The sequence below is a fragment of the uncultured Sphingomonas sp. genome, from assembly GCF_964237335.1.
Classification (GTDB): Bacteria; Pseudomonadota; Alphaproteobacteria; order Sphingomonadales; family Sphingomonadaceae; genus Sphingomonas.
Window position 1 is genome coordinate 75,236 of sequence record NZ_CAXSHM010000007.1, and the last position, 24,718, is coordinate 99,953.

Below are 24,718 nucleotides of genomic sequence, written 5' to 3' on the forward strand. Positions count from 1 at the left end.
CGTCACCGACGGTATCGCGATGGGCCACCAGGGCATGAAGTCGTCGCTGGTCAGCCGTGAGGTGATCGCGGACTCGGTCGAGCTGTCGGTGCGTGGGCATTGCTACGACGCGCTCGTCGGCTTCGCCGGATGCGACAAGTCGCTGCCCGGCATGATGATGGCGATGCTCCGGCTGAACGTGCCGTCGATCTTCGTCTACGGCGGATCGATCCTGCCCGGTCGGTTCCAGGACCGCGACGTGACGGTGGTCGACGTGTTCGAGGTCGTCGGCCGCTATGCCGCCGGCGCATGCCCGCTCGAGGAGGTGCACGATCTGGAGAAGGTCGCCTGCCCCGGCGCGGGCGCGTGCGGGGGGCAGTTCACCGCCAACACCATGGCCTGCGTCGCCGAGGCGATCGGGCTGAGCCTGCCCAACAGCAACATGGCACCCGCGCCTTATGCCAGCCGCGAGCAGATCGCGCATGCCGCTGGCGTGCAGGTGATGGAGCTGGTGGAGCGCAACCTGCGCCCGCGCGACATCTGCACCCGCGACGCGTTCGAGAACGCATGCCGCATCGTCGCGGCGACCGGCGGATCGACGAACGCCGCGCTGCACCTGCCCGCGATGGCGAGCGAGGCGGGGATCGAGCTCGACCTGTTCGACGTCGCCGGCTTCTTCCGCTCGACGCCCTATCTCGCCGACCTGAAGCCCGGTGGGCAATATGTGGCGCGCGACATGCACGATGCGGGCGGCGTCTACATGCTGATGAAGACGATGCTGGGTGCAGGCCTGCTCCACGGCGACTGCATGACCGTCACCGGCCGCACGCTCGCGGAGAATATCGACCGGGTGACGTGGAACCCGGAGCAGAAGGTGATCCGCGAGGTGACCGACCCGCTGTCGCCGACCGGCGGCGTCGTGGGCCTCAAGGGCAGCCTCGCCCCCGACGGCGCGATCGTGAAGGTCGCGGGCATGCACCGGCTGGTGTTCGAAGGCCCGGCGCGGGTGTTCGATTGCGAGGAGGACGCGTTCGCCGCCGTCGAGGCGCGCGCGATCCGCGAGGGCGAGGTGGTCGTCATCCGCTACGAAGGCCCAAAGGGTGGCCCGGGCATGCGCGAGATGCTGTCCACCACCGCCGCGCTGTATGGGCTGGGCATGGGCGAGAAGGTGGCGCTGGTGACGGACGGCCGCTTCTCGGGCGGCACGCGCGGCTTCTGCATCGGCCATGTCGGGCCAGAAGCCGCCGACGGCGGCCCGATCGCGCTGGTGGAGGACGGCGACCCGATCCGTATCGACGCGGAGGCGGGCACGATCGATCTGCTGGTCGATCCCAACATCCTGGCCGACCGCCGCGCAGGTTGGCGGGCGCCGGTCAACGCCTATGGCTCGGGCGCGCTGTGGCGCTATTCACGCAACGTCGGCCCGGCGCGCACCGGCGCGCTGACCCATCCCGGCGCGGCGGCGGAGAGGCACGTGTATGCGGATATTTGAGCGGCCTCGCCCCGGATCGCTACTCTACCCGTCACCCCAGCGAACGCTGGGGTCTCCGCGCAGGAAGGACCTGCCTCGCAGAGATGCCAGCTTTCGCTGGCATGACGGATTAGGGCTGTCAGTGCTTGCACTGTCGGCGGCGTGTCATTCTCCTTCTGGCGACAACACCGCCGCCCAGCCCGATCCCGCCCTCGTGCAGGCCGAAGCCGCCGCCAACGCGCAAGCCGCGGACGACGGCCGCATCCTGTGCGCCACCGGCGGCGCGTCGACGATGACGCGCACCTGCACCGTCGATCGCGAGACGTCCCCGCGCGGCCTCGTCCTGACGCTCCATCATGCCGACGGCGGCTTCCACCGGCTGCTCGTCACCACCGACGGCCGTGGCGTCATGGCCGCGGACGGCGCGCAGGATGCGACCATCACGGTCGTCGGTCGCGACGAGATCGAGGTGAAGATCGGCAACGACCGCTACCGCCTGCCCGCGACCGTGGGCAAGCGATCCGCATGATCCCGCTCGCCGGCGCGGCCGTCCTGACGGCGGCGCGGATGAAGGAGGCGGAGGCGGCGTCCGGTGTCGACCTTGCCGACCTGATGCGTCGCGCCGGCGAGGGCATCGCGGCCGCCGTCCATCGGTTGGCGGCAGGCGCGGAGGTACTGGTCCTATGCGGGACGGGCAACAACGGCGGCGACGGCTGGGTCGCGGCGGCGTCGCTCGCGCGGGGTGGCCTGCCGGTGCGCGTGGCCGCGCTGGGCGAGCCGGCGACCGATCTCGCGCGCGCCGCCCGTGCCGGCTGGTCGGGTCCGGTCGAGACGCTGGCCGACGCGGCGCCCGCGCCTGTGCTGGTCGACGCGCTGTTCGGCACGGGGCTTTCGCGCGCGCTGCCGGAGTCGGCGCAGGCCGCGCTGGTCCGGCTTGCCGGCGCCGCCCGGCTGCGGATCGCGGTGGATGTACCGAGCGGGGTTGCGAGCGACGACGGCGCGGTGTTCGGGCGGGTGCCGCGTTTCGACCTGACGCTCGCGCTCGGCGCCGCCAAGCCGGTGCATATTGTGCAACCCGGCGCGCGCTATTGCGGAACGGTGCGGCTGATCGACCTCGGGATCGCCATGCCGAGCGACGTGCACGTGCTCGCCCGGCCTGACCTGCCGCGACCGGGGCCGGACGCGTACAAGTTCTCGCGCGGCATGGTCGCGGTCGTGCCCGGGCCGATGCACGGCGCCGCGCTGCTCGCCAGCACGGCGGCGATGCGGGCAGGGGCCGGATACGTCCTGCTGCTCGATGGTGGGGAAGGACCGCCGCATGCGTTGGTGCGCCGCGCCTGGTCGCCCGAGGCGCTGGCGGACCCCCGCATCGGTGCGGTGCTCGTCGGCAACGGGCTCGGCCGCGACGACGAGGCGCGGCGCAGGGTGGCGGCGGTGCTCGCCACCGATTGGCCGCTGGTGATCGACGGCGACGCGCTGCGCTTGGTATCGCCCGAGGAGTTGGCCGCCCTGCGCCGCGCCGTGATCCTGACCCCGCATCAAGGCGAGTTCCAGGCGCTGTTCGGCGACCTGCCGGGCTCCAAGATCGACCGCGCGCGCGACGCCGCTCGCCGCTCCGGCGTGGTCGTCGCCTACAAGGGCGCGGACACGGTGATCGCGGCGCCCGATGGCCGGGTGGCGTTGGCGGGCGACGCGAGCGACTGGCTGTCGACCGCGGGCAGCGGCGATGTGCTGGCGGGCACAACCGCGGCTATGTTGGCCGGCGGGGTGGACCCGTTCGACGCGGCCTGCGCGGCGGTTTGGCTCAACGGCGAGGCGGCGCGCGCGTGCGGGGCGGCGTTCATCGCCGACGACCTCGCTTACGCGCTGACGGCCGCGCGGGCGTCGTTGTGAACGACAGTCCGGTCCCGCGCGTCGCCGCGAACCTCATCTTGCGCGTCGCCGCGCGGGGCGACGGCGTGTTGGAGGACGGCCGCCACGCCGCCTTCGCCGCACCCGGCGACACGCTGACGGCCGACGGCGCTGTGGTCCCCGGCCCGCACCACCAGGCGCCGCCGTGCCGCCACTTCCCGGTCTGCGGCGGCTGCCAGCTCCAGCATCTCGACGACGCAAGCTACGCGGGCTTCGTCGCCGACCGCGTCGCGACCGCGCTCGTCGCGCAGGGCCTGTCCGCGCCCGTCCGCCCGCCGCTCGTCTCGCCGCCGCGCACCCGCCGCCGGGCGACGCTGCATGCCGAAGCGAAAGGCGGACGCGTCCGGCTGGGCTTCACCGCCGCTGCTTCGCACGACATCGTCGACCTGCACGAGTGCTGGGTACTTGCGCCCGAGCTGTTCGCGCTCGTCGGCCCGCTCAGGAAGTTGCTCGCCCGGATGAAGCTGCGCCGCCGCGCCGACGTGCAGATGACGCTGATCGACGGCGGCGTCGACGTCAGCCTGGCGGGCGTCACCGCCGAGGGGCTGGCCGCGACCGAGGCGCTGACCACGTTCGCGCAGGCGCATGGCCTCGCGCGCCTGTCGCTCGATGAGGGTTATGGGTCCGAGCCACGCTGGGAACCGCGTCCGGCGACCGTGACGCTCGGCGGCGTGCCGGTGCCGTTCCCGGCCGGCGGCTTCCTCCAGGCGACGGCGGAGGGCGAGGCGGCGCTGGTCGCAGCGGTGCGCGAGGCCGTCGGAGCATCCACTGCGACGGTGGATCTGTTCGCGGGCCTCGGCACCTTCGCACTGGCGCTGCCCGGCCGCGTCCATGCGGCGGAGGCGGCGCGCGATGCGGTGCTGGCGCTGAAGTCGGCGGGCGCACGTGCCGGACGCGCGCTGACCGTCGAGCATCGCGACCTGTTCCGCCGACCCGTCACGGCCGAGGAGCTGTCGCGCTTCGACGCCGCCGTCATCGACCCGCCGCGTGCCGGCGCGCAGGACCAGGTCGCGGCGCTGGCGGCGAGCGCCGTTCCCGTCATCGCCTATGTCTCGTGCAACCCCGCGAGCTTCGCGCGCGATGCGGGGGCGCTAGTCGCGGGCGGATACCGGCTCGACTGGGTGCAGCCGGTAGGGCAGTTCCGCTGGTCGACGCACGTCGAGTTGGCCGCGCGGTTCGTTCGGTAGGCGGTCGCCCTCACCCTTCCGCGCCTGACGGCGCTCCCTCCCTCTCCCAACGGGAGAGGGAAGGGGCCCGCTCGCGCAGCGAGTGGGAAGGGTGAGGGCGACCAACTCAATACTCCGCCCCCACGAAATACAGCCCGTCCGGCGGCGCGTTCAGCCCCAGCCGTGCCCGGTTGCGCGCCGCCAGCGCATCGGCCAGCTTGTCCGGCGTCCACTGGCCCTGGCCGACCATCGAGAGGCAGCCCACCATCGAGCGCACTTGGTGATGCAGGAACGAGCGCGCCGAGGCGAACACGTCGATCCGCTCGCCGTCCCGGACCACGTCGAGCCGGTCGAGCGTCCGCACCGGGCTGTCCGCCTGGCAGTGCGCGGAGCGGAAGGTTGTGAAGTCATGCCGCCCGACCAGCCGCGCGGCGCCCGCCCGCATCGCGCCCTCGTCCAGCGGGCGCGTCACCAGCCAGGCGAGCCCGCGCTCCAGCGTCAGCGGCGCGCGGCGGTTGACGATGCGGTAGCGGTAATGGCGCGCGACGCACGAGAAGCGCGCGTGCCAATCGTCCGCCACCGGCTCGCAGGCGAGGATCGCGACCGGATCGGGCCGCAGCCGCGCGTTGAGCGCTTCGGCCAGCCGGAACGGCGCGATGTCCTTCGCCACGTCGACATGCGCGCGCATCGCGGTCGCATGGACGCCCGCGTCGGTGCGCCCGGCGGCCTGGACCGACGCCGTCTCGCCGGTGACGGCGAGCACCGCGCGCTCGATCGCCGCCTGGACGCTCGGGCCATGGTTCTGCCGCTGCCAGCCCATGAAGGGCCGACCGTCCCACTCAACCGTCAGCGCGAAGCGGGTCACACCAGCATGGTACCGGCCGGGACGGGAAAGCCGCGCAGCAGCTCTGCCGTGCTCGTCACGCCGCGCCCCGCGCGCTGCACCAGCGTGGGCCGCAGCGCACCGTCGCGGCAGGCGATCGTCAGCAGCCCGTCGACCGTCGTGCCCTCGCCGCCGGGAAAGGTGAAGGGCAGCGAGTCGGCGGCCAGCACTTTCACCCGCTCGCCCGCGATCGCGATCCAGGCGCCCGGCGCCGGGTTCATCGCCCGGACCTGCCGCTCCGCTTGCGCCGCGGTGCCGTAGCAATCGAGCCGCGCCTCCGCCTTGTCGATCTTGGCCGCATGGGTCACGCCCTGCGCCGGTTGCGGTACGGGCGGGTGGTCGTCGAGGTCCGCCAGGACCCGCACCATCAGCGCAGCGCCCATCGCCGCCAGTTCCGCCGTCAGCTCGCCCGCCGTCTTGCGCGCGACCGGCGTGCGTCCCTCCAGTCGCACCGGGCCGGTGTCGAGCCCCGCCTCCATCTGCATGATCGCAACGCCCGTCTCGGCATCGCCGGCCAGGATCGCGCGCTGGATCGGCGCCGCGCCGCGCCAGCGCGGCAGCAGCGAGGCGTGGGTGTTGAGGCAGCCATGCACCGGCGCATCGAGCACCGCGCGCGGCAGGATCAGGCCGTAAGCCGCGACCACCGCCACGTCGGCACCTAGCTCGGCGAATGCCGCCTGCTCGTCCGCGCCCTTCAGCGACACCGGGCAGCGCACCGGGATGCCCAGCTCCTCCGCCCGGCGCTGGACGGGCGAGGCGACCAGCTCGCGCCCGCGCCGCCCGGCGGGCCGCGGCGGCTGGCTGTACGCCGCGACGAGGTCGTGCCCTGCCGTCACCAGCGCGTCCAGCACCGGCACCGCGAAGCCGGGCGTTCCCATGAAGACTATGTGCATCGTCCGCTTCGCTCTGGCCGCATGAGGTGTCCCTACCGCCGTCGTCACCCCGGCGAAAGCTGGGGTCGCCCTACAACGAGGCGATGCCAGCTTTCGCTGGCATGACGGCGGGGGGAGCCCATATATCGCCGATGGCATCCCCCGAGATCGAGGCGCTGACGCAGGCGCTTGCCCGTCTGCCCGGCCTCGGCCCGCGGTCGGCGCGGCGCGCGGTGCTGCACCTCCTCAAGAAGCGCGATGCCGCGATGGGGCCGCTGCGCGCGGCGCTGGAGGCGGTGGACGAGCGGCTGGCGACCTGCGCGACCTGCGGCAACGTCGACACGTCCGATCCCTGCTCGGTCTGCGCAGACCCGCGCCGCGACGCGCGCGCGTTGTGCGTGGTGGAGGAGGTGGCGGACCTTTGGGCGCTAGAGCGCTCGCGGCTGTTCCCCGGCCGGTTCCACGTGCTCGGCGGGCGGCTGTCCGCGCTGGAGGGCGTGCGGCCCGAGGACCTCGCGATCGACCGGCTGGTCGCGCGCGTCGAGGCGGGCGGGATCGACGAGGTGGTGCTGGCGATGAACGCGACGCTGGAGGGGCAGACGACCGCGCATTACCTCGCCGAGCGGATCGAGCGTTTCCCGGTGCGCGTCACGCAGCTTGCACATGGCCTGCCGGTAGGCGGCGAGCTCGACTATCTCGACGAGGGCACGCTGGCCCAGGCCATGCGCGCGCGGCGGCCGGTGAGCTGAGAGTTTGTTTGAAACGCGCCGAGGCGCGTTGTCCGACTAACTCCGAGCGATCAGGCGGCGCTCGCGGCCGCGTCGGGGGACAGCAGCCAGACGAGCCCCTCGCCGGCGGTCGCGAACACGCGGGCGTAATCCTGCGTCATCACCCGGCGTACCTGCATCCGAACGAGCGAGTCGCCTGTCACGATCGCGATCCGGCGCGCCTTCGGAAAATGCGCCATATGGTCCTGGAACGCGGCGAGCACTTCCTGCGACTGGAGCGTGGCGAGGCTGACGTCGATCCGCATCAGATACCCCGCCCGCATGTGATGGCGGATGAAGGCCGAGCCGAGGTCGGCGATGTAGCGGCGCGCCTCCTCCACGCTCATCAGCCCGGACAGGCGGACGTCCACCAGCCCGGCCCGATCGTCGATCTCGATGTCGAACATACAACTCCTCCGCACGCCGCGACGGGGTAGGCGTCGTCCGCCCCGCCACCTTGATGCATGTTCAAGTTGGCCAGACGCATAGGTTAAGAATTGCGCGATCAGTGCGAGTCGTCGTCCGGCGGCGGGTGACCAGGGCCGCCCGCGATGCCCGTGCTTTCGGGCGCACGCTCGCGGCGCTCGGTCCAGTCGAAATGGATGCGCACCCATTCGCCCAGCATCTCCTTGCCGCCGCGCCGGGGCGGCACGACCAGGAACTGCCACGCCGCCTGGCGCAGCATCCGCGACAGGCCGGACCCGACCGGCGTCTCGTCGAGCTCGCGGCAGTTCTCGACATGGTAATGCTCGATCATGCGACAGGCGATGTTCGCCGATCCGCTGGGGATGCCGCCCTTTGGAATGTAGAAGGCGAGCTCGGCGCTGGTCGGCTCGCGATACCAGCGGACGGGATAGAGCGGCGCGCCGCCGGGCCCTTCGCCCGGACCATAAGGCGCCGCGCTGTCCTTGCCGTCGCCCTTGTCGCCCAGTCCCTCGCCCTGGTGCGACGGCAGCGCGCCGATGTCGGACGACGCGAACTGGTCCTTGTTGAGCGACAGCATCTTGGGCGGCGCGGCGGAGGCGACGGGCGGCGGAGGCGGTGGCGCGACGTGTGGCGTCGGCGGCACGACGCTCTTGGGCGCGGCGCCGCTGGCCGCCTTGTTCTCCTTCTTCACCGTTTTGGTGACGGCGGCGGGCTTCTCGGACGGCGGCAGCATCGAGAAGGTCGCCATCATCGGCTTCTGCTCGGGTCGGCGCAGCCCGGGCACGATGCCCAGCCCCAGCAGCATGCCGATCACCAGAGCGACGACGACGAAGGCGAGCGCGAGCGCCAGCAGGCGGCGGCGGGGCGACACGGCACCGCGATAGGTGCTGGGCAAATAGGCGGCCGCGGGCATGTCGACGCGCCGCGTACAGCGCGCGGGCGCATGCCGCAATGCGGCGGGAGTGGAATGACGCCTTCTTCATGCGCGCCTTGTTTTCGTGGAGCCGCCCGGCTTGACGTCCTGCGCCCCGCTTCCTAGCCCGCGGCCATGCCCGTCCTCTCCGTCGTCGAAGTCCCTGATCAGCGCCTGCGCACGACCTGCGCGCCCGTGGCGGAGGTGACCGACGACGTGCGCCGGCTCGCCGCCGACATGATCGAGACGATGTACGCCGCCAACGGGATCGGCCTCGCCGCGCCGCAGGTGGGCGTGCTGACGCGGGTGGTGGTGATCGACCTGCAGGAGCGGGCGGCGGTGGATGGAGAGCCGGCAGAGGTGCAGGCCGAAGATGCGGAGCCCGAGCGCGTCCGCGACCCCAAGGCCTATATCAATCCCGAGCTCGTCTGGGTCAGCGAGGAGCTGTCGACCTACAACGAGGGCTGCCTGTCGATTCCCGATCAATATGCGGAGGTGACGCGGCCGGCGCGCTGCCGCGTCCGCTGGCTGGACGAGCAGGGCGCGGAACATGAGGCGGACATGGACGGCCTTATGTCCACGTGCATGCAGCACGAGATCGACCATCTGAACGGCGTGCTGTTCATCGACCACATCTCGCGGCTGAAGCGCGACATGGTGATGCGCAAACTCGCGAAGGCACGCAAGGCGGGGTGAGGGGTTTGCGGAACCTTGCGGCGTCGCCCCACCCTTTCCCGTCATCCCGGACTTGATCCGGGGTCCCGCTTTGCTTCTAGCCGCGGGAAGAAGCGGGATCCCGGATCAAGTCCGGGATGACGGGAAAGGGGGGCCGCGGACCACTTGTCGATCATAGGACGTTCGTGATACGTTCCCGCACATGACGCAGTGTCCGCTCCATCCCCAATCGTCCGGCCTCCTTCCGGCCCGCACGCGCGCACGCGAGGATGGTAGGACCTTTGCGACCTTAGCCGGCCAAGCCGCATGACCGGCGCCACGCTGCTGATCGTCGTCGCGGCGCTCCTCGCGCTCGCGGTCGGCCTGGTACTCGGCTGGCTGGCGGGCGCACGCGGGACCAGGGCCGCGCAGGGCGAGCGCGACGCGCGTGAGGCGGACTTCCGCCGTGCGATCGTCGACCTCGCCGGCGCGGAGCAGCGCGCCGCCGTCGCCGACCGGCTGCGGATCGATCTCGACGGCGCGCGCGACGAGCGGGAGGTGGCACGCACCCGCGTCGCCCGGCTCGAGGCGGAGGTCGCGGGCTTCGACGAGAAGATGGACCTGCAGGCCGACGCGTTCGAGGCGCGGCTGGCGGCCCAGCTCGAATCGGCCGACGCGCGGCTGACCGAATTGCGCGAGGCGAAGGACGTGCTCGCCGGCCAGTTCGGCGAGGTTGCGAACAAGCTGCTCGGCGACGCGCAGCGCCAGTTCCTCGAACGCGCCGACGCGCGTTTCCGCCAGTCCGAGGAGAATGCCGGCGCGGGGCTGAAGGCGCTGCTCCAGCCGGTCAACGAGCGGCTGCAACGTTACGAGGAGGGCGTCGCGCGTGTCGAGGCGGAGCGGCGCGACGCGTTCGGCAACCTCACCGGGCTGATCGACTCGATGCGGATCGGGCAGGAAAAGGTGTCGAGCGAGGCGGCGAAGCTCGTCAACTCGCTGCGCAACGCGCCCAAGTCGCGCGGCCGCTGGGGCGAGCAGCAGTTGCGCAACGTGCTGGAGACGTGCGGGCTTGCCGAGCATACCGACTTCCAGATGGAGGTTTCGGTGGCCGATGGTGAGGGCGGCCGGCTGCGCCCCGACGCGGTGGTGAAGGTGCCGGGCGGCAAGTCGCTCATCATCGACGCCAAGGTGTCGTTGAACGCCTATCAGGACGCGTTCGGCGCGGTGGACGAGCGCGAGCGGCATGCGGGGCTCGCCGCCCACGCCGCGTCGATGCGCGCGCACGTCAACGGGCTCGGCAACAAGGCGTATTGGAGCCAGTTTGACGATTCGCCCGAATATGTCGTCATGTTTGTGCCCGGCGAGCATTTCCTGTCCGCCGCGCTGGAGCACGACCCGACATTGTGGGACTTCGCCTTCGATCGCCGCGTGCTGCTGGCGACGCCCACCAACCTGATCGCGATCGCGCGCACCGTGTCGGCGGTGTGGCGGCAGGAGAAACTGGCGAGCCAGGCGCGCGAGATCGCCGCGCTCGGCAAGGAGTTGTACGCGCGGCTGTCGGTGATGGGCGGGCATGTCGGGCGGCTGGGGCGCAACCTCGAAAGCGCGGTGTCGGCCTATGGCGCGTTTGTCGGCAGCCTGGAGAGCAACGTGCTGACGAGCGCGCGCCGGTTCGAGGCGCTGAACATCGACACCGGCGGCAAGGCGATCGAGGCACCGCCAGCGGTGGAGAGCGCGGTGCGGCCGTTGACGAAGCTGACGGCAGTGGAGTGAGAAGCGTACAAACTATCCGTCACCCCGGGCTTGACCCGGGGCCCCGTTTCTAGCGCGCGGGCAGGAGGCAGCGGGGCCCCGGCTCAAGGCCGGGGTGACGAGGAATACGGAGCATTATCCCCGCTGTTGCGCCAGCACCTCATACCCCATCACCGCCGTGGCGACCGCGGCGTTCAGGCTGTCCGCCTTGCCGAGCATCGGAATGCGCACCAGCAGATCGCACGCGGCGGCATAGTCCGGGGGTAGGCCCTGCGCCTCGTTACCGGTCAGCAGGAACGCGGGCGCGGCATAGCGGGCGGCGCGGTAATCGGTGTCGGTGTCCAGGCTCAGCCCCACGAGCTGCCCCGGCCCGGACCGCAGCCACGGCAGGAACGCGTCCCACCCGGCGCGCGCCACGGGAACCGTGAAGATCGCCCCCATGCTCGCGCGCACCGCCTCAACGGAGAAGGGGTCGACGCACTCGCCGATCAGGATCAGCCCGCCCGCGCCGATCGCGTCGCCGGTGCGCAATATGGTGCCGAGGTTGCCCGGATCGCGCAGCCGTTCCGCCACCAGCCAGATGCCCGATGCGCTCCGGTCGAGCCGCTCCAGATCGGTCGGCAACTCGTCAAACACGCCGACCACCGTCTGCGGATTGTCCTTGCCCGACAGTTTGGAGAGGATGTCGGGCGTCGTCTCGATCGCCTCGCCGCCCGCCGCCTCCACGCTGCGGACCAGCGCGGCCAGCAACGGGTGGGCGGTGCCGCTCGCATAGAACAACAACTCCGGCACCCGCCCGGTCTCGCGCGCCTCGGTCAGGATGCGCAGCCCTTCGGCCAGAAACCGCCGCTGCTCGCGCCGGTGCCGCTTGTCGCGCAGGTTGCGCACCTCGCGGACCAGCGGGTTGGAAAAAGCGGTGATCGTGCGGGGCATGAGAGGCGCGGCCGGTCAGTCCTCGCCGAACTTCGCCTCGACCAGACCGGCGAGCGCGCCCACCGCGACCTCCGCGCCCGCGCCGTCGGCGCTGATCGTGATGTGGTCGCCCATCGCGGCGCCCAGCATCATCAGACCCATGATCGACGTGCCGGTGACCGAGCCGGAGCCGTCCTTCTCCACCGACACCTCGACCGGCTGGGTGGCGGCGAGCGTCACGAACTTGGCGGACGCGCGTGCATGGAGCCCGCGCCGGTTGGCGATCAGCACCGTCCTGGCGACCCGGCCCGCCCCCTCGCTCGCATTGCCGCTCACGCCGCCGCCTCGCCCAGCACCTCGGACGCGACCGAGATATACTTGCGCCCCGCCTCGCGCGCGGCGGCGACCGCGGCGGTGACGCCCATCGCCTTGCGCGCCGATTCGAGCCGGATCAGCATCGGCAGGTTGATGCCTGCGATCACCTCGACCCGGCCGCGTTCCAGCAACGAAATTGCGAGGTTGGACGGGGTGCCGCCGAACAGGTCCGTCAGCAGGATCACGCCGCGGCCCGTATCGACGTCGGCGATCGCGGCGGCGATGTCGGCACGGCGCTGTTCCATGTCGTCGTCAGGCCCGATCGCGACCGTCCGCACACGCTCCTGCTTGCCAACGACATGTTCCATCGCGGTGACGAACTCGTCGGCTAGCCGGCCGTGCGTCACCAGAACCAGCCCGATCATGCGTACGCCTGCGCCTCAATCATCGGCGTGCCGGCGGACCCTCGAGCGAGTCCTGCGGGGCGGTCGCCATATCCCGATGGACGACCGTGGGCGAAAAACCATGCTCGCGCAACCACCCCGCCACCCGCTCCGTCACATGGACGGACCGGTGTTTCCCTCCGGTACAGCCGATCGCGACGGTGACATAGGCCTTGCCCTCCGCATGGTAGCGGGGAAGCAGCAGGCCGAGCAGCTCCTCGATCCGCCCGACGGCCTCTTCATAGGCCGGGTCGGCGGCGACATAGGCGGCGACGTCGGGGTCGAGCCCGGTGCGCGGGCGCAGCTCCGGCACCCAGTGCGGGTTGCGCAGGAACCGCATGTCGAAGACCAGATCGGCCTGCCGCGGCAGCCCGCGCGAAAAGCCGAAGGACAGGAGCTGCAACGTCGTGTCGCCCAGTCCCTCACGCCCGAACGTGTCGCGGATCTGGCCGGCGAGTTGATGAGACGACAGATCGGTCGTGTCGATCAGCCGGTTCGCCCATCGCCGCAGCGGCGCCAGCAGCTCGCGCTCGCGGGCGATGCCGTCGCCGGCCGGGCGGTCGAGCGCGAGCGGATGCCGCCGCCGCGTCTCGTCGTAGCGGCGCTCCAGCTCAACGCCCGCGCAATCGAGGAACAGCAGGCCGATCTCGCGACCCGCGCCGTCGCGGTCCTTCGCCGCACGCAGCGCCTCGATGCGGGCGACGATCCGCTCGGGCACGAAGTCACGCGTGCGCGCGCCGAAGCCGACCGCGAGCGGCTGTGTGTCGGGTGCGCCCTCCGGCATCGGCGCGTCGAGCAGCCGGTCGAGAAGCTGGATCGGCATGTTGTCCACCGTCTCCCAGCCCAGATCCTCCAGCGTCTTGAGCACGGTGGACTTGCCCGCGCCCGACAGGCCGGTGACGAGCAATATCTCCTGCGGCTGATCGCTCATGCGATCCGGGCCAGCGCGAGCTCGACCTTGATCGGCGCGGACGCCTCGAACGGCCGGATCGTGACCGCCGGGACCGCGACGCCGGCGAACTCGCGTGTCCGTAGCTCGGGAAGCCGCTCGGGCTCGCCCAGGACGACGACGAGCGCGACGGGCAGGGGGCCTTGGGAGGCCATGTCGACTATCCCCACGCCGCGCACCTCCAGCCTGCCCGCGATCGTCGCCGGCGCCTCCGCATACAGCGTGCCGTCCTCGGAGGCGAGACAGGTGCGATCGTCGCTCACCAGCACCGCGCCGCGATCGATCAGCCGAAGCGCGAGATCGGACTTGCCCGCGCCCGACGGTCCCTCGATCAGCACGGCCCGGTCGCGGATCGCGACCGTGGTGGCGTGGATTGTTCCGGCGGGCGCGTTCACGATCGGTCGGTCGATGGTAGACGTTCGGCCAGCGGCAGGCGGACGACGAAGCGCGCGCCGCTCAGCCGATCCTCACGCGGCTCGGCCAGGATGGTCCCGCCGTGGCCGTCCACGATCGTCCGGGCGATCGCCAGCCCCAGCCCGGAGTGGCGCCCGAACGCCTCGCCTTCCGGGCGAACCGAGTGGAAGCGCCGGAACACCGCCTCGCGCGCATCGGAAGGCACGCCCGGGCCCTCGTCCTCCAGCCGCACGTCGAGCATGGCGCCATCCGCTTGTGCCGCGACGGAGACGATCGCACCGTCGGGGGAGAAGGAGATCGCATTGTCGAGCAGGTTCTCGAACACGCGTTCCAGCCGGGCGCCTTCGCCGGCCACGACGAGCTGCTCGGCCGGCCGATGATCGTAGCGGACCCGCACGCCGCGCTCGACGCCGCGCTGCGTGCGCTGGTGGATGAGGCCGGCGAGGAGCGCGTCGACGTCGACCGGTTCGAACTTCGCGCGGCTGAGCTGCGCGTCGAGGCGCGACGCCTCCGAGATGTCGGTGATGAGCCGGTCGAGCCGATGCACGTCTTCGCGCACGATGCCGAGCAGGCGTTCTTGGAGCGCAGGGTCGCTGACCATCGACAGGCCCTCCACAGCGGAGCGCAGCGAGGCTAGCGGGTTCTTGAGCTCGTGCGTCACGTCGGCGGCGAACGCCTCGGTCGCGTCGATCCGCGCCCGCAGCGCTAGGCTCATGTCCGACAGCGCGCGCGCCAGGCTGCCGATCTCGTCCCGCCGGTCCGGCAGGCGGGGCACCACCACCTCGCGCGCGCGCCCCAGCCGCACCCGCACCGCCGCACGCGCCAGCCGGCGCAGAGGGCGCACGATGGTTCGCGCGAGGAAAAGCGACAGCAGGATCGACACGATGGCGACGATCAGCAGCACGACGCTCAGCCGGAACCGCTCGTTGCGCACCGTGCCGGTGATGTCGCGCGCGTTTGTGGTGGTCATCACCACCGTCCCGTCGCCGAGCGGCGCGGCGGCGGTGAGCACCGGGGTCCGGTCCGGCGCGCGCCACACGGTGGCGACCCGCGCCCGCGTCGATCGCGCCGCCTGCACGTCGGGCCAGCCGCGCCCGTCGGTGCGCTCGCGATAGAGCGGCGGGCGAGGGCTCCCGACGACGATGTCGATGATGGCGTCGAGCCAACGCGCGACCTCCATCCGCCACCCCTGCTGCGAGGGATCGTGCAACACCAGGTTGCGCACGCCGAGCGACCGGCTGTCGGCGATCGGCTTGTCGTCGGCCGCGAACAGGCGGATGCGCGCGCCGGTGTCGCGGGACAACCGGACGATCAACGGCTGCCGCGCTTGCGCCGACGCGCCGACCAGCGCCTCGGCGATCAGCCGCACCTCGCGCGAGGCTTGTCCGAGCCGCGAGTCGACCAGCCGCGATCGATAAGAGTCGAGATAGAAGAACCCCCCCGCCAGCATCGCCAGCGCGAAGATGTTGACCGCCAGGATGCGCCGGGTGAGCGAGAGGTTGCCCGACCAGCGCAGTGCAAGATCGGTCTCAACCGTCCGAGAAGCGATAACCGGCTCCATAGAGTGTCTCGATCGCATCGAACTCGGGATCGACCTGGCGGAACTTGCGGCGCAGGCGCTTGATGTGGCTGTCGATGGTACGGTCGTCGACATAGATGTCGTCGTGATAGGCCGTGTCCATCAGCTGGTTGCGCGTCTTCACGACGCCGGGGCGCTGCGCTAGCGTTTCGAGGATCAGGAACTCGGTGACGGTGAGCGTCACCACCGCCTCGCCCCAGGAAACGCGATGCCGCGCCGGGTCCATGGACAGACGACCGCGGCGGATCGCCTCCTCGGCCGGAGGGGCAGGGGACCCGTCGGCTGCGATCGGTTGAGCAAGTTCGGCCCGGCGCAGGATGGCGCGGATGCGGGCGATCAGGAGCCGTTGCGAGAAAGGCTTGGCGATATAGTCGTCCGCGCCCATCGCCAGGCCCAGCGCCTCGTCCAGCTCGTCGTCCTTGCTGGTAAGGAAGATGACCGGCGTCGTGACCCGCTCGCGGAGGCGACGCAACAGCTCCAGCCCGTCCATGCGCGGCATCTTGATGTCGAGCACGATCAGATCGGGCGGGTTGTCCAGCAGCGAGCGAAGCGCGGTGTCGCCGTCGGAATAGAGGCGGGTGACGAACCCCTCGGCCTGCAACGCGATCGACACCGACGTAAGGATATTGCGATCGTCGTCGACCAGCGCGATCGTGGCTGTCAACGCCTGGGGCCTGGACGGGTCATGGCCATGGGGTAGGACAAGAGCCGGGCACGCTCAACCGTCATCACCCGCGCCGCCTGGCCCCGACAGCAAAAGGGCCGAGGCGTCTCCGCCCCGGCCCCTTTCGTCACTGATACGAACCGCCGGCGGGCGGCGGGGTCGGAACACCCGGCCCCGGCCCACCGTACCGACCGTAAGCCGGCGGGCGACCACCGCCGTCCTTGGGCAGGACGATCGACGGCCCGAGCGTCCGCACCACGGCGTGCGCATCGAACGCGCGGACGTTGCCGGTCGGAACCGGACCCCGGTTCATGACGATCTGCGCTTCCGCCTCTACCCGGTCGACCGTCTGGATGTCGTCGTAGCCGCCGAAGCCGCCCCAGCCGCCCCAGCCGCCGATGCCGTGATAGCGCCATGAGGGGCCCCAGAAACCGCCACCGAACCCACCGTAGCCGAACCCACCACCAAAGCCACCGTACCCGCCGCCAAATCCGCCGAACCCGCCACCATAGCCGAGGCCGGTCGAATAAGTCCGCGTCTGGCGATCGGTGTCCCGGTCCACCATCACGAAATAGTCGTCACCCTGCTGCAGTGTCAGCTCTGCCGCACGAAACAGAAGGTAGCGCTCTACCGTGTCACGCGGCGTCACCGTGTTGCCGGCGAAGGTGACCAGCCAGCGGCCGGGCTCCACCATCCGCTCCGAATAGCCGGTGCGATCGAAGCCTTGGCCTGTCGCGGGGCGATAGTTTGTCTCCGTCGCGCAGCCGGCCGCCAGCAGCGTTGCGGAAGCGAGCGCCGCGGCCATCAGCCCGCGCCCGAAGCGAAACGTTCTCATCCTCGTATCTCCAAGCCGTCAACCGACGACAGCGCATCGTCATGGGCGACACGAGTGGAACGGGCGATGAACGGATCGGCTCCACCGACCACAGATCATGTCGCCGATTTCAGGATCCTCTGGGCGATCAGGCGCTTAGGCCTGATCGCGATGGCTCCCTGAGTTGGATTCGAACCAACGACCAAGTGATTAACAGTCACCTACTCTACCGCTGAGCTATCAGGGAATGCGCTCGGTCTCGCCGCTATACGCACCGCGTCCGCGGATGCAACCCTGGTTGGGCGGGAGCGTCACGCGATGAATTGCTCCATGGTGATCCGGTCGTCGAGCGCGTGCTCTGGATCGAACAGCAGCGTCAGCTCGCGACCGCGGTCCATCTCGATCCGCACTTCGGCGACGTCGCGGATTTCGCGCTGGTCTGCGACGGCAGACACGGGGCGTTTTGAGGCATCCAGGATACGCAACCCGATCCGCGCCTTGTCCGGCAGGATCGCGCCGCGCCACCGACGCGGGCGAAACGGGCTGATCGGCGTGAGCGCGACGAGGGCGGAGCCGAGCGGCAGGATCGGCCCGCTCGCGGACAAATTGTAGGCGGTGGAGCCCGCCGGCGTCGCGACGAGGATGCCGTCGCAGGCCAGGCTGTCGAGCACCACGCGATCGTTGACCGTCACCTGGATGTTCGCGGTCTGCCGCGTCTCGCGCAGCAGCGAGACCTCGTTGATCGCGGGCAGGGTTCGCGTGCGTCCGTCGACGGTGGTCGCGGTCATGCTGAGCGGCACGACCTTGAACGGCCGCGCGCGATCGAGCCGCGCATCAAGGCCGTGATGCCGCCACTCGTTCATCAAGAAGCCGACCGTGCCAAGGTTCATCCCGAACACCGGCGCGCCGGATCCCGGACGCTCGAGCGCGGCGTGCAGCGTCTGCAACAGGAACCCGTCGCCGCCCAGCGCGATCACCACGTCCGCCTGATCGAGCGGGACCCAATCGCCCATCTCCCGCAGTTCGGCCGCCGCCGCCTGTGCCGGCGCGGTCGGCGAAGCGACCAGCGCCCGCCGTGCGAAGGCGGTCATCCGCCGGTGACGCTCATATGCCGGCGAACCGCAGGGGCAGCGCCGGCGGCGATCTGGAAATCGTGGCGCGCGGGCTTCAGCGTCAGCGCCTGGTCGATCGAGGCGTCCAACGCCGCGATGCCGCCGTTCCGCAACGCCGCCTTCAGATCGACCTGCTCGTCATGGCCGAGACACAGATAAAGCTTGCCTTCCGTCGTGAGCCGGACGCGGTTGCACCCATCGCAGAAATTGGCGGTCATCGGCGAGATCAGGCCGAGCCGCGTGGCGGTGCCCTCGACCCGCCAATAGCGGGCCGGGCCGCCGGTGCGATGATCGTCGCGCACCAGCGGGAAGTCGACGCGCAACTGGTCCACCACCGTCGTCAGCGGCAGGAACCGGTCCACCCGATCCTCGTCGATCGCGCCCAAGGGCATCGTCTCGATCAGCGTCAGGTCATGGCCTTCCGCCACGCACCAGCCCAGCATCGCGCCCAGCTCATCCTCGTTCAGGCCCTTCAACGCGACCGTGTTGATCTTCACCGCCAGCCCCGCCGCGCGCGCCGCCGCGATGCCGCCCAGCACCTGCGCCAGATCGCCATGGCGGGTGATGTGACGGAAGCGATCGGCGTCGAGGCTGTCGAGGCTGACGTTGATCCGCCGGACGCCCGATGCAGCCAACTCGCCGGAATATTGCGCCAGCCGGGTGCCGTTGGTGGTCATCGTCAGCTCGTCGAGCCCGGCCCCCAGATGCCTCCCCAGGCGATGGACGAGCTCGCCGACGTCGCGGCGGACCAGCGGTTCGCCGCCCGACAGGCGTATCTTGCGCACGCCGCGGGCGATGAACCGCTCGGCGATGATCGCGATCTCTTCCAGCTTCAGCAGCGCGGACCGGGGCAGGAAGGTCATCTGCTCCGCCATGCAATAGCGGCAGCGCAGGTCGCAGCGATCCGTGACGGAGATGCGCAGGTAGCTGATCGTGCGGCCGTGCCGGTCGATCATGGGCGATGCCGTGGGTTCGGTGGGGTTCGCCATGCACGGCAGCTAGGACGCACGGGAGGCGCAAACAAGGGCGTTGGACCGCGCGCGGGCGCTTGCTACAGCTTCGCCATGAGCCAGGGGGACGATGCGGCGGAGGGCCGGCCGGTGTTCCTGGCGTTCGGTGAGGCCGTCACCCGTCGCGCCGACCTGAAGCCGTTTGGTTGGAGCGTGATCGACGGCGAGGGGCCGGACCCGGCGGCGGCGTTCCTCGACGGCCCCGTCCAGATCGCGCTTGCCGACCTTTCCGGGCTGGACCGGTTGCCGACAGGCTGGCGGGCGCTGAGCCGTGCGGTCGCGCGCCGGGGCGGGGCGCTGGTTGCGACGGGCGCTGCGCCGCTGCTGCGCGAGGCGTTGGGCGTCGGCGCCACCCATGCGGCCGTCGATCCGTCGGCCGAGACGCTGGCGCTGATCCTGGCCAGCGCCGCCGTTCACGTCGCGCGGTTGGAGGCATCGGACCGCGACTGGCCGGGCGAGGCGAGCGGATGGGCGGGACCCGGCGGTGCGCTCGCCCGGGTCGACGCCGTGCTGGCGGACGGCCACGACGCGCCCGTGCTGCTCGTCGCGCTCGAACGGTTCGAGGTGGTCAACGCCGCCTGGGGCCGCGCGGTGGGCGATCAGGTGCTCGGCAGTGCCGCGCGCCGCATCGCGCAGGCGGCGGCCGATGCGCTCGGCGCCGCGGCGATGGTCTTGCGGGTGGCGGGATCGGAGTTTCTGGTCGTGCCCGACCGGGTGGCGCAGCGGCCCGCCGACGTCGGCCCGCTCGTCGCCAGCGGGATCGCGGCGCGTCTGTCGGAGCCGTTCGTCGCGGCCGGCGCTACCGTGAGCGTCGGCCATCGCATCGCGCTCACCGCTCCGGTGACGGGCGAGAACGGCATGGCGTTGCTCGACCGGCTGCGCGAGCAGGTGCAGGCGGCTCGCGCCGACGCGCCGCCGGCGGACGACGGGCCTGACGCGCTGGCCGTCGATCTGCATCACGCGATCGAGCGTGGCGAGGTCGAGCTGCTGTTCCAGCCGCAGGTGACGCTTTCGGACGCGCGGATCGTCGGCGTCGAGGCGCTCGCGCGGTGGGCGCACCCGCGACTCGGCACGCTGGGCGCCGAGCCTCTGCTGGCGGCGGCGGCGCGGGGCGGGCTGTCGGGCGCGCTGTCCGCGCACATCCAGACGCTCGCGCTGCGGCAAGCGGCGGCGTGGACCGGGCCGCTCGCGCGCCTGCGCCTCGCGATCAACGTCACGGCGCAGGACATCGCCGCGCCGGGCTTCGCCGATCGCGTGCTCGCCCGGGTGGCGGCGAGCGGCTTCCAGGCCGATCGGCTGACGGTGGAGGTGACGGAGACCGGGCTGATCCTCGACCTGGACACCGCGGCGGCGGCGCTCGCCGGGCTGCGCGCGGCGGGGTGCCGAGTGGCGCTGGACGATTTCGGCACGGGCTATTCGAGCCTCGCCTATCTCAAGGCGCTGCCGATCGACTACCTCAAGATCGACAAGGCGATCACCCGCGACGTCACCGGCTCGGCGCGCGACCGCGCAGTGCTCGACGGCGTGGTCAGCATCGCGCGGGCTCTGGGGCTCGGCACGATCGTCGAGGGCGTCGAAACGGTCGAGCAGCGCGACCGGCTCGCCGCCTTGGGCTGCGACCTGTACCAGGGTTTCCTGTGCGCCGAGCCGATCGGCATCGATGCGCTTGCCCGCCTGCTGGAGGACCGATGATGCGATCGATCGCGATGGCGATGCTCCCGATCCTGCTGGCGGCCGCGCCCGCCGCCACGCCGCGCGCCGGGGTCGAGCGCGCGCTCGCCGACAGCGCGGAGGGCTGGAACGCCGGTGACCTCACGCGGTTCGTCGCGATCTACGCGCCCGACGCGACGTTCGTGACGAAGGCGGGCCTCGTCCAGGGCCGCGACGCGATCGCCGGCCACTACCGCGCGAGCTTCGCGGGCGGGCGCAACCGGCGCGGCCGGCTGAGTTTCGCGATCCTGGGAACCCGGCCGGTGGACCCCGCTCACCTCATGGTGTTCGCGCGATACCATCTGGAAGGCGTGGGTGCCGGCGAGGACGGGCCGACGACCTTGTTGTTCGAGCACCGGCGCGAGGGCTGGCGCATCGTCGCGGATCATAGCGGGTAGCGACCGTTCCCGCCCCGCCCGTCACCCCAGCGAAAGCTGGGGTCTCGTTGGCTCGGTACTTCGTCGAACGAGATCCCAGCGTTCGCTGGGATGACGTAGTTATTTCACACCGCCGCCTTCGCCAGCCCCTTCGACAGTTGCAGCGCACCGTTCAGCCGCGCCGCCGGATCGCCCCACGCGCGCGTGATCGCCAGTTTGCTGTCCGGCCGCAGCTTGGCGACGCCCCCTAGTCGCTCGACATAGGCGAGCAGGCCCGGGATGTTGGGCGGCGTATCGTCCTGAAACGCGACCAGCGCGCCCTTTGGCCCGACGTCGATCTTCGACACGCAGGCGGCCTTCGCGTTCAGCTTGATCTCGATGACCGTAACGAGGTTGGCCGTCGCCTCGGGCAACGGCCCGAACCGGTCGATCATCTCGGCCGCGAAGCCGTCGATCCCGGCGCGATCCTCTACGTCGTTGAGGCGGCGATACAGGCCCATGCGCAGGTCGAGGTCCGGCACATAGTCTTCGGGGATGAGGATCGGCGCATCGACGTTGATCTGCGGCGACAGGTCCTTGGCGCGGGCCTTGATGCCACCCGCCTTGGCCTCCATGATCGCCTCCTCCAGCATCGACTGGTAGAGTTCGAAGCCGACCTCCTTGATGTGCCCCGACTGCTCGTCGCCCAGCATGTTGCCTGCGCCGCGTATGTCGAGGTCGTGGCTCGCGAGCTGGAAACCGGCGCCGAGCGAGTCGAGATCGGACAGCACCTTCAGCCGCTTGTCCGCCGCCTCCGTCACCATCCGCTCGGGCGGGGTGACCATGTAGGCGTAGGCTCTGGTCTTCGACCGGCCGACGCGCCCGCGGAGCTGGTAGAGCTGCGCCAGCCCGAACCGATCGGCGCGGTTGACGATCATCGTATTGGCGGACGCGATGTCGATACCGCTCTCGATGATGGTGGTCGACACCAGCACCTCAAACTTGCGGTCGTAGAAGGCGCTCATCCGCTCCTCGACCTGCGACGGGCTCATCTGGCCGTGCGCGACGACGTAGCGGACCTCGGGCACTTCCTTCCTCAGGAACTCCTCGATGTCGGGCAGGTCGGCGACGCGCGGCGTGACGACGAAGCTTTGGCCACCGCGATAATGTTCGCGCAGCAGCGCCTCGCGCAGCACCACCGGGTCCCACGGGATGATGTAGGTGCGCACCGCCAGCCGATCGACCGGCGGCGTTTGGATGACGGACAGGTCGCGGATGCCGCTCATCGCCATCTGCAGCGTGCGCGGGATCGGCGTGGCGGTCAGCGTCAGCATGTGGACGTCGGCGCGCAGGGCCTTCAGCCGCTCCTTGTGGGTGACGCCGAAACGCTGTTCCTCGTCCACCACCACCAGACCGAGCCGCTTGAAATCCACGTTCTTGGCCAGCAGCGCGTGGGTGCCGATCACCACATCGACGGTGCCCGCCGTCAGCCCGTCGCGCGTCGTCTTGGCCTCGGCGGCGGTGACGAGGCGCGACAGCCGACCGATCTTCATCGGGAAGCCTTCGAAGCGGGCGGAGAAGTTGTTGAAGTGTTGGCGGGCGAGCAACGTCGTCGGGCAGACGACCGCCACCTGCTTGCCCGCCATCGCCGCGACGAACGCGGCGCGCAGCGCGACCTCCGTCTTGCCAAAGCCGACGTCGCCGACGACCAGTCGGTCCATCGGCTTGCCCGCCTGGAGGTCGTCGATCACGTCGGCGATCGCGCGCTCCTGGTCGTCGGTCTCCGTGTAGGGGAAACGGTCGACGAAGCTCGGATAGCCGCTATGGTCCGGCTCCATAATGTCGCCCGGGTGGAGCGCGCGTTCGGCGGCGGTCGCGATCAGCTCGCCCGCGATCTCGCGGATCCGCTCCTTCATCCGGCTCTTGCGCCGCTGCCATCCCTCGCCGCCCAGCCGGTCCAGCGTCGCGACCTCGTCCGACGAGCCGTAGCGGGAGAGAACCTCCAGATTCTCCACCGGCACGTACAATTTGTCGCCGCCCGCATAGGACAGCGCGACGCAATCGTGCGGCGCCTTGGCGACGGGCACCTGCGTCAGCCCCTCATAGCGGCCGATGCCATGTTCCGAGTGGACCACCAGGTCGCCCGGCGATAGAGTCGCGAGTTCCGCCAGGAACGCGTCGGCCGACTTGCGGCGCTTGGCGCGGCGGACCAGCCGGTCGCCGAGCATGTCCTGCTCGGTCAGCACCGCGACGCCGGGCCCGGTGAAGCCGTGGTCTAGCGGCAGGACGATCAGCGCGACGCCGCCTGCCGATGTCCCAAGCGCTTCCTGCCACGTCTCGACCGGGCGCATGCCGGTCAGGTCATGGTCCTTGAGCAGCCCGGAAAGCCGCTCGCGCGCACCGACCGAATAGCTCGCCAGCACCGGCTTGCGCCCGTCCTTGCGCAACCGGACGATGTGCGCGACCACCGCCTCGTAGACATTCTCCTGCGCCGCCCGCTCGGGCGCGAAATCGCGCGGGCCGTCGACCGCGAAGTCGAGCACGGCGGCCGATTGCGGCTCGTGGAATGGTGACACGAGGTGCGCGGTCGCGTCCGCCAGCCGCGTGGCCCACTCCTGGCGATCGAGGTACAGCGCCTTGGCGGGCAGGGGGCGATAGCTGCCGGGCTGCGCGCCCTCCGCACGGACGCGGTTCTCGTGATAGTCGGTGATCGAGTCGAACCGGCTATCCGCCGCCGCGGCCACGCCCGAGTCGCGCACCACGATCGTCCCCTCACCGGCGGAAGTGTCGCCGAGGTGATCGAACAGCGTGACCAGCTTGTCCTCGAACAGCGGCAGCCAATGCTCCATGCCCGCGAGTCGACGCCCGTCGCTCACCGCCTGGTATAGCGGATCGCCGGTCGCGGTAGCGCCGAAGCGCTCGCGATAGCGGCCGCGGAACCGCTTGACCGACTCCTCGTCGAGCAGCGCCTCGGACGCGGGCAGCAGCGTGAACCGGTCGACGCGCCCGGTGGTGCGCTGGTCGGCGGGGTCGAAGGTGCGGACGCTCTCGATCTCGTCGCCGAAGAAGTCGAGCCGCACGGCCTGCTCCTCGCCGCTCGGGAACAGGTCGACGAGGCCGCCGCGCACGGCATATTCGCCCTGGTCGTGGACCGTCTCGGTCCGGGTATAGCCGTTCGCCGCCAGCAGCGCCGCCACCCGGTCCCGCCCGATCCGCTCGCCGCCCTTCAGCGTCGCGACGAGCTGGCGCAGGCGGAACGGCGTCAGCGTGCGCTGGGTCGCGGCGTTGACGGTGGTGAGCACGAGCTGCGGACCTGCCGGAGTCGCCTGCAACCGGTGCAGCGCGGCGATCCGCTCCGCCTGGACGCGTAGCGTGGGGCTGGCGCGGTCATAGGGCAGGCAGTCCCAGGCCGGATATTGGATGATCTCCAGCTCGGGCGCGAAATAGGGCGCGGTCGCGGCGACAGCGCGCATCGCCGCCTCGTCGGGCGCGACATACACCAGCCGCCGCGGCGCCGCGCGCGCGAGATCGGCGAGCAGCGACGGCAGGAACCCGCCGGGAACGCCGGACAGGGTCAGCGGCCGGGTGGCCGAAAGGATCGTCTTGAGGTCGGGCATGACGTGAGTGCGATACTCGTAATCGCCGT

23 protein-coding genes, 1 tRNA gene and 1 pseudogene (1 of these 25 only partly in view) are annotated in these 24,718 nt (G+C 71.0%); 9 read left to right on the forward strand and 16 right to left on the reverse strand.

Annotation, left to right across the window (positions count from 1 at the left end; genetic code table 11):
* From ilvD to ACFE65_RS05735, 4 genes and pseudogenes are all read left to right on the forward strand, one after another.
* A pseudogene (gene ilvD / locus ACFE65_RS05720) lies at window positions 1-1,471 on the forward strand (dihydroxy-acid dehydratase) (it extends 250 nt beyond the left edge of the window).
* Window positions 1,472-1,664: 193 nt separating this feature from the next.
* Window positions 1,665-1,979 (forward strand): hypothetical protein, encoded by a 315-nt coding sequence (locus ACFE65_RS05725; protein WP_375381384.1) that lies wholly within the window; start codon window positions 1,665-1,667, stop codon window positions 1,977-1,979.
* On the forward strand, window positions 1,976-3,343 hold the full coding sequence (locus ACFE65_RS05730) for an NAD(P)H-hydrate dehydratase (RefSeq protein WP_375381385.1): 1,368 nt from the start codon (window positions 1,976-1,978) through the stop codon (window positions 3,341-3,343). Before ACFE65_RS05725 ends, ACFE65_RS05730 begins: the two co-directional genes overlap by 4 nt.
* Window positions 3,340-4,548: a class I SAM-dependent RNA methyltransferase gene (locus ACFE65_RS05735; RefSeq protein ID WP_375381386.1), complete on the forward strand. Its 1,209-nt coding sequence runs from the start codon at window positions 3,340-3,342 to the stop codon at window positions 4,546-4,548. Before ACFE65_RS05730 ends, ACFE65_RS05735 begins: the two co-directional genes overlap by 4 nt.
* Before the next feature lie 106 nt (window positions 4,549-4,654).
* Here the strand turns inward: ACFE65_RS05735 and truA are convergent, their stop codons facing one another.
* Entirely contained in the window at window positions 4,655-5,392 is a 738-nt protein-coding gene (gene truA / locus ACFE65_RS05740; protein ID WP_375381387.1) for a tRNA pseudouridine(38-40) synthase TruA, read from the reverse strand.
* Window positions 5,389-6,303 carry a methionyl-tRNA formyltransferase gene (fmt, locus tag ACFE65_RS05745; RefSeq protein WP_375381388.1) on the reverse strand — a complete coding sequence of 305 codons (915 nt, stop codon included), beginning with the start codon at window positions 6,301-6,303 and terminating at the stop codon, window positions 5,389-5,391. The genes truA and fmt overlap by 4 nt, the downstream gene beginning before the upstream one ends.
* Before the next feature lie 131 nt (window positions 6,304-6,434).
* Between fmt and recR the strand changes: the two genes are divergently transcribed.
* On the forward strand, window positions 6,435-7,031 hold the full coding sequence (gene recR, locus ACFE65_RS05750) for a recombination mediator RecR (protein ID WP_375381389.1): 597 nt from the start codon (window positions 6,435-6,437) through the stop codon (window positions 7,029-7,031).
* A gap of 50 nt (window positions 7,032-7,081) precedes the next feature.
* Here the strand turns inward: recR and ACFE65_RS05755 are convergent, their stop codons facing one another.
* Both ACFE65_RS05755 and ACFE65_RS05760 read right to left on the reverse strand, forming a co-directional pair.
* The gene (locus ACFE65_RS05755; RefSeq protein ID WP_375381390.1) at window positions 7,082-7,456 is read right to left on the reverse strand and encodes an STAS/SEC14 domain-containing protein; all 375 of its coding nucleotides are present in this window, start codon (window positions 7,454-7,456) and stop codon (window positions 7,082-7,084) included.
* A gap of 98 nt (window positions 7,457-7,554) precedes the next feature.
* Complete coding sequence (locus tag ACFE65_RS05760; protein WP_375381391.1) at window positions 7,555-8,388, reverse strand: hypothetical protein; 834 nt, start codon at window positions 8,386-8,388, stop codon at window positions 7,555-7,557.
* 135 nt (window positions 8,389-8,523) lie between these two features.
* On the opposite strand from ACFE65_RS05760, the gene def reads away from it, so the two are divergent.
* Together def and rmuC are read left to right on the forward strand one after the other, a co-directional pair.
* Window positions 8,524-9,084: a peptide deformylase gene (gene def / locus ACFE65_RS05765; protein WP_375381392.1), complete on the forward strand. Its 561-nt coding sequence runs from the start codon at window positions 8,524-8,526 to the stop codon at window positions 9,082-9,084.
* Window positions 9,085-9,369: 285 nt separating this feature from the next.
* Entirely contained in the window at window positions 9,370-10,815 is a 1,446-nt protein-coding gene (gene rmuC / locus ACFE65_RS05770; RefSeq protein WP_375381393.1) for a DNA recombination protein RmuC, read from the forward strand.
* Between the two features lie 114 nt (window positions 10,816-10,929).
* Here rmuC and ACFE65_RS05775 read toward each other — a convergent pair whose 3' ends face one another.
* The 11 genes from ACFE65_RS05775 to moaA form a co-directional block, all read right to left on the reverse strand.
* The gene (locus tag ACFE65_RS05775; protein WP_375381394.1) at window positions 10,930-11,727 is read right to left on the reverse strand and encodes a TrmH family RNA methyltransferase; all 798 of its coding nucleotides are present in this window, start codon (window positions 11,725-11,727) and stop codon (window positions 10,930-10,932) included.
* Window positions 11,728-11,742: 15 nt separating this feature from the next.
* Window positions 11,743-12,042, reverse strand: coding sequence for an HPr family phosphocarrier protein (locus ACFE65_RS05780; RefSeq protein ID WP_375381395.1), 300 nt, complete (start codon window positions 12,040-12,042; stop codon window positions 11,743-11,745).
* A complete protein-coding gene (locus ACFE65_RS05785; RefSeq protein WP_375381396.1) occupies window positions 12,039-12,446 on the reverse strand; it encodes a PTS sugar transporter subunit IIA in 408 nt (135 codons plus the stop codon). The genes ACFE65_RS05780 and ACFE65_RS05785 overlap by 4 nt, the downstream gene beginning before the upstream one ends.
* Window positions 12,447-12,465: 19 nt before the next feature.
* Window positions 12,466-13,395 (reverse strand): RNase adapter RapZ, encoded by a 930-nt coding sequence (gene rapZ, locus ACFE65_RS05790; RefSeq protein WP_375381397.1) that lies wholly within the window; start codon window positions 13,393-13,395, stop codon window positions 12,466-12,468.
* Window positions 13,392-13,811: an HPr kinase/phosphorylase gene (locus ACFE65_RS05795; protein WP_375381429.1), complete on the reverse strand. Its 420-nt coding sequence runs from the start codon at window positions 13,809-13,811 to the stop codon at window positions 13,392-13,394. Before ACFE65_RS05795 ends, rapZ begins: the two co-directional genes overlap by 4 nt.
* A complete protein-coding gene (locus tag ACFE65_RS05800; protein ID WP_375381398.1) occupies window positions 13,805-15,388 on the reverse strand; it encodes a stimulus-sensing domain-containing protein in 1,584 nt (527 codons plus the stop codon). Before ACFE65_RS05800 ends, ACFE65_RS05795 begins: the two co-directional genes overlap by 7 nt.
* On the reverse strand, window positions 15,357-16,070 hold the full coding sequence (locus tag ACFE65_RS05805; RefSeq protein ID WP_375381399.1) for a response regulator: 714 nt from the start codon (window positions 16,068-16,070) through the stop codon (window positions 15,357-15,359). Before ACFE65_RS05805 ends, ACFE65_RS05800 begins: the two co-directional genes overlap by 32 nt.
* Before the next feature lie 127 nt (window positions 16,071-16,197).
* Window positions 16,198-16,905: a hypothetical protein gene (locus tag ACFE65_RS05810; protein WP_375381400.1), complete on the reverse strand. Its 708-nt coding sequence runs from the start codon at window positions 16,903-16,905 to the stop codon at window positions 16,198-16,200.
* Window positions 16,906-17,056: 151 nt separating this feature from the next.
* Window positions 17,057-17,131 (reverse strand) — tRNA-Asn (locus ACFE65_RS05815).
* Window positions 17,132-17,195: 64 nt separating this feature from the next.
* Window positions 17,196-17,975, reverse strand: coding sequence for an NAD kinase (locus ACFE65_RS05820; RefSeq protein ID WP_375381401.1), 780 nt, complete (start codon window positions 17,973-17,975; stop codon window positions 17,196-17,198).
* Window positions 17,972-18,985 (reverse strand): GTP 3',8-cyclase MoaA, encoded by a 1,014-nt coding sequence (gene moaA, locus ACFE65_RS05825; protein WP_375381402.1) that lies wholly within the window; start codon window positions 18,983-18,985, stop codon window positions 17,972-17,974. Before moaA ends, ACFE65_RS05820 begins: the two co-directional genes overlap by 4 nt.
* 75 nt (window positions 18,986-19,060) lie before the next feature.
* Here moaA and ACFE65_RS05830 point away from each other — a divergent pair, with 75 nt between their 5' ends.
* Together ACFE65_RS05830 and ACFE65_RS05835 are read left to right on the forward strand one after the other, a co-directional pair.
* Window positions 19,061-20,698, forward strand: a complete 1,638-nt coding sequence (locus ACFE65_RS05830; RefSeq protein ID WP_375381403.1) for an EAL domain-containing protein — start codon at window positions 19,061-19,063, stop codon at window positions 20,696-20,698.
* A complete protein-coding gene (locus tag ACFE65_RS05835; RefSeq protein WP_375381404.1) occupies window positions 20,695-21,114 on the forward strand; it encodes a YybH family protein in 420 nt (139 codons plus the stop codon). The genes ACFE65_RS05830 and ACFE65_RS05835 overlap by 4 nt, the downstream gene beginning before the upstream one ends.
* Before the next feature lie 104 nt (window positions 21,115-21,218).
* Here the strand turns inward: ACFE65_RS05835 and mfd are convergent, their stop codons facing one another.
* Entirely contained in the window at window positions 21,219-24,689 is a 3,471-nt protein-coding gene (mfd, locus tag ACFE65_RS05840) for a transcription-repair coupling factor (protein ID WP_375381430.1), read from the reverse strand.
* Window positions 24,690-24,718: the final 29 nt, after the last annotated feature.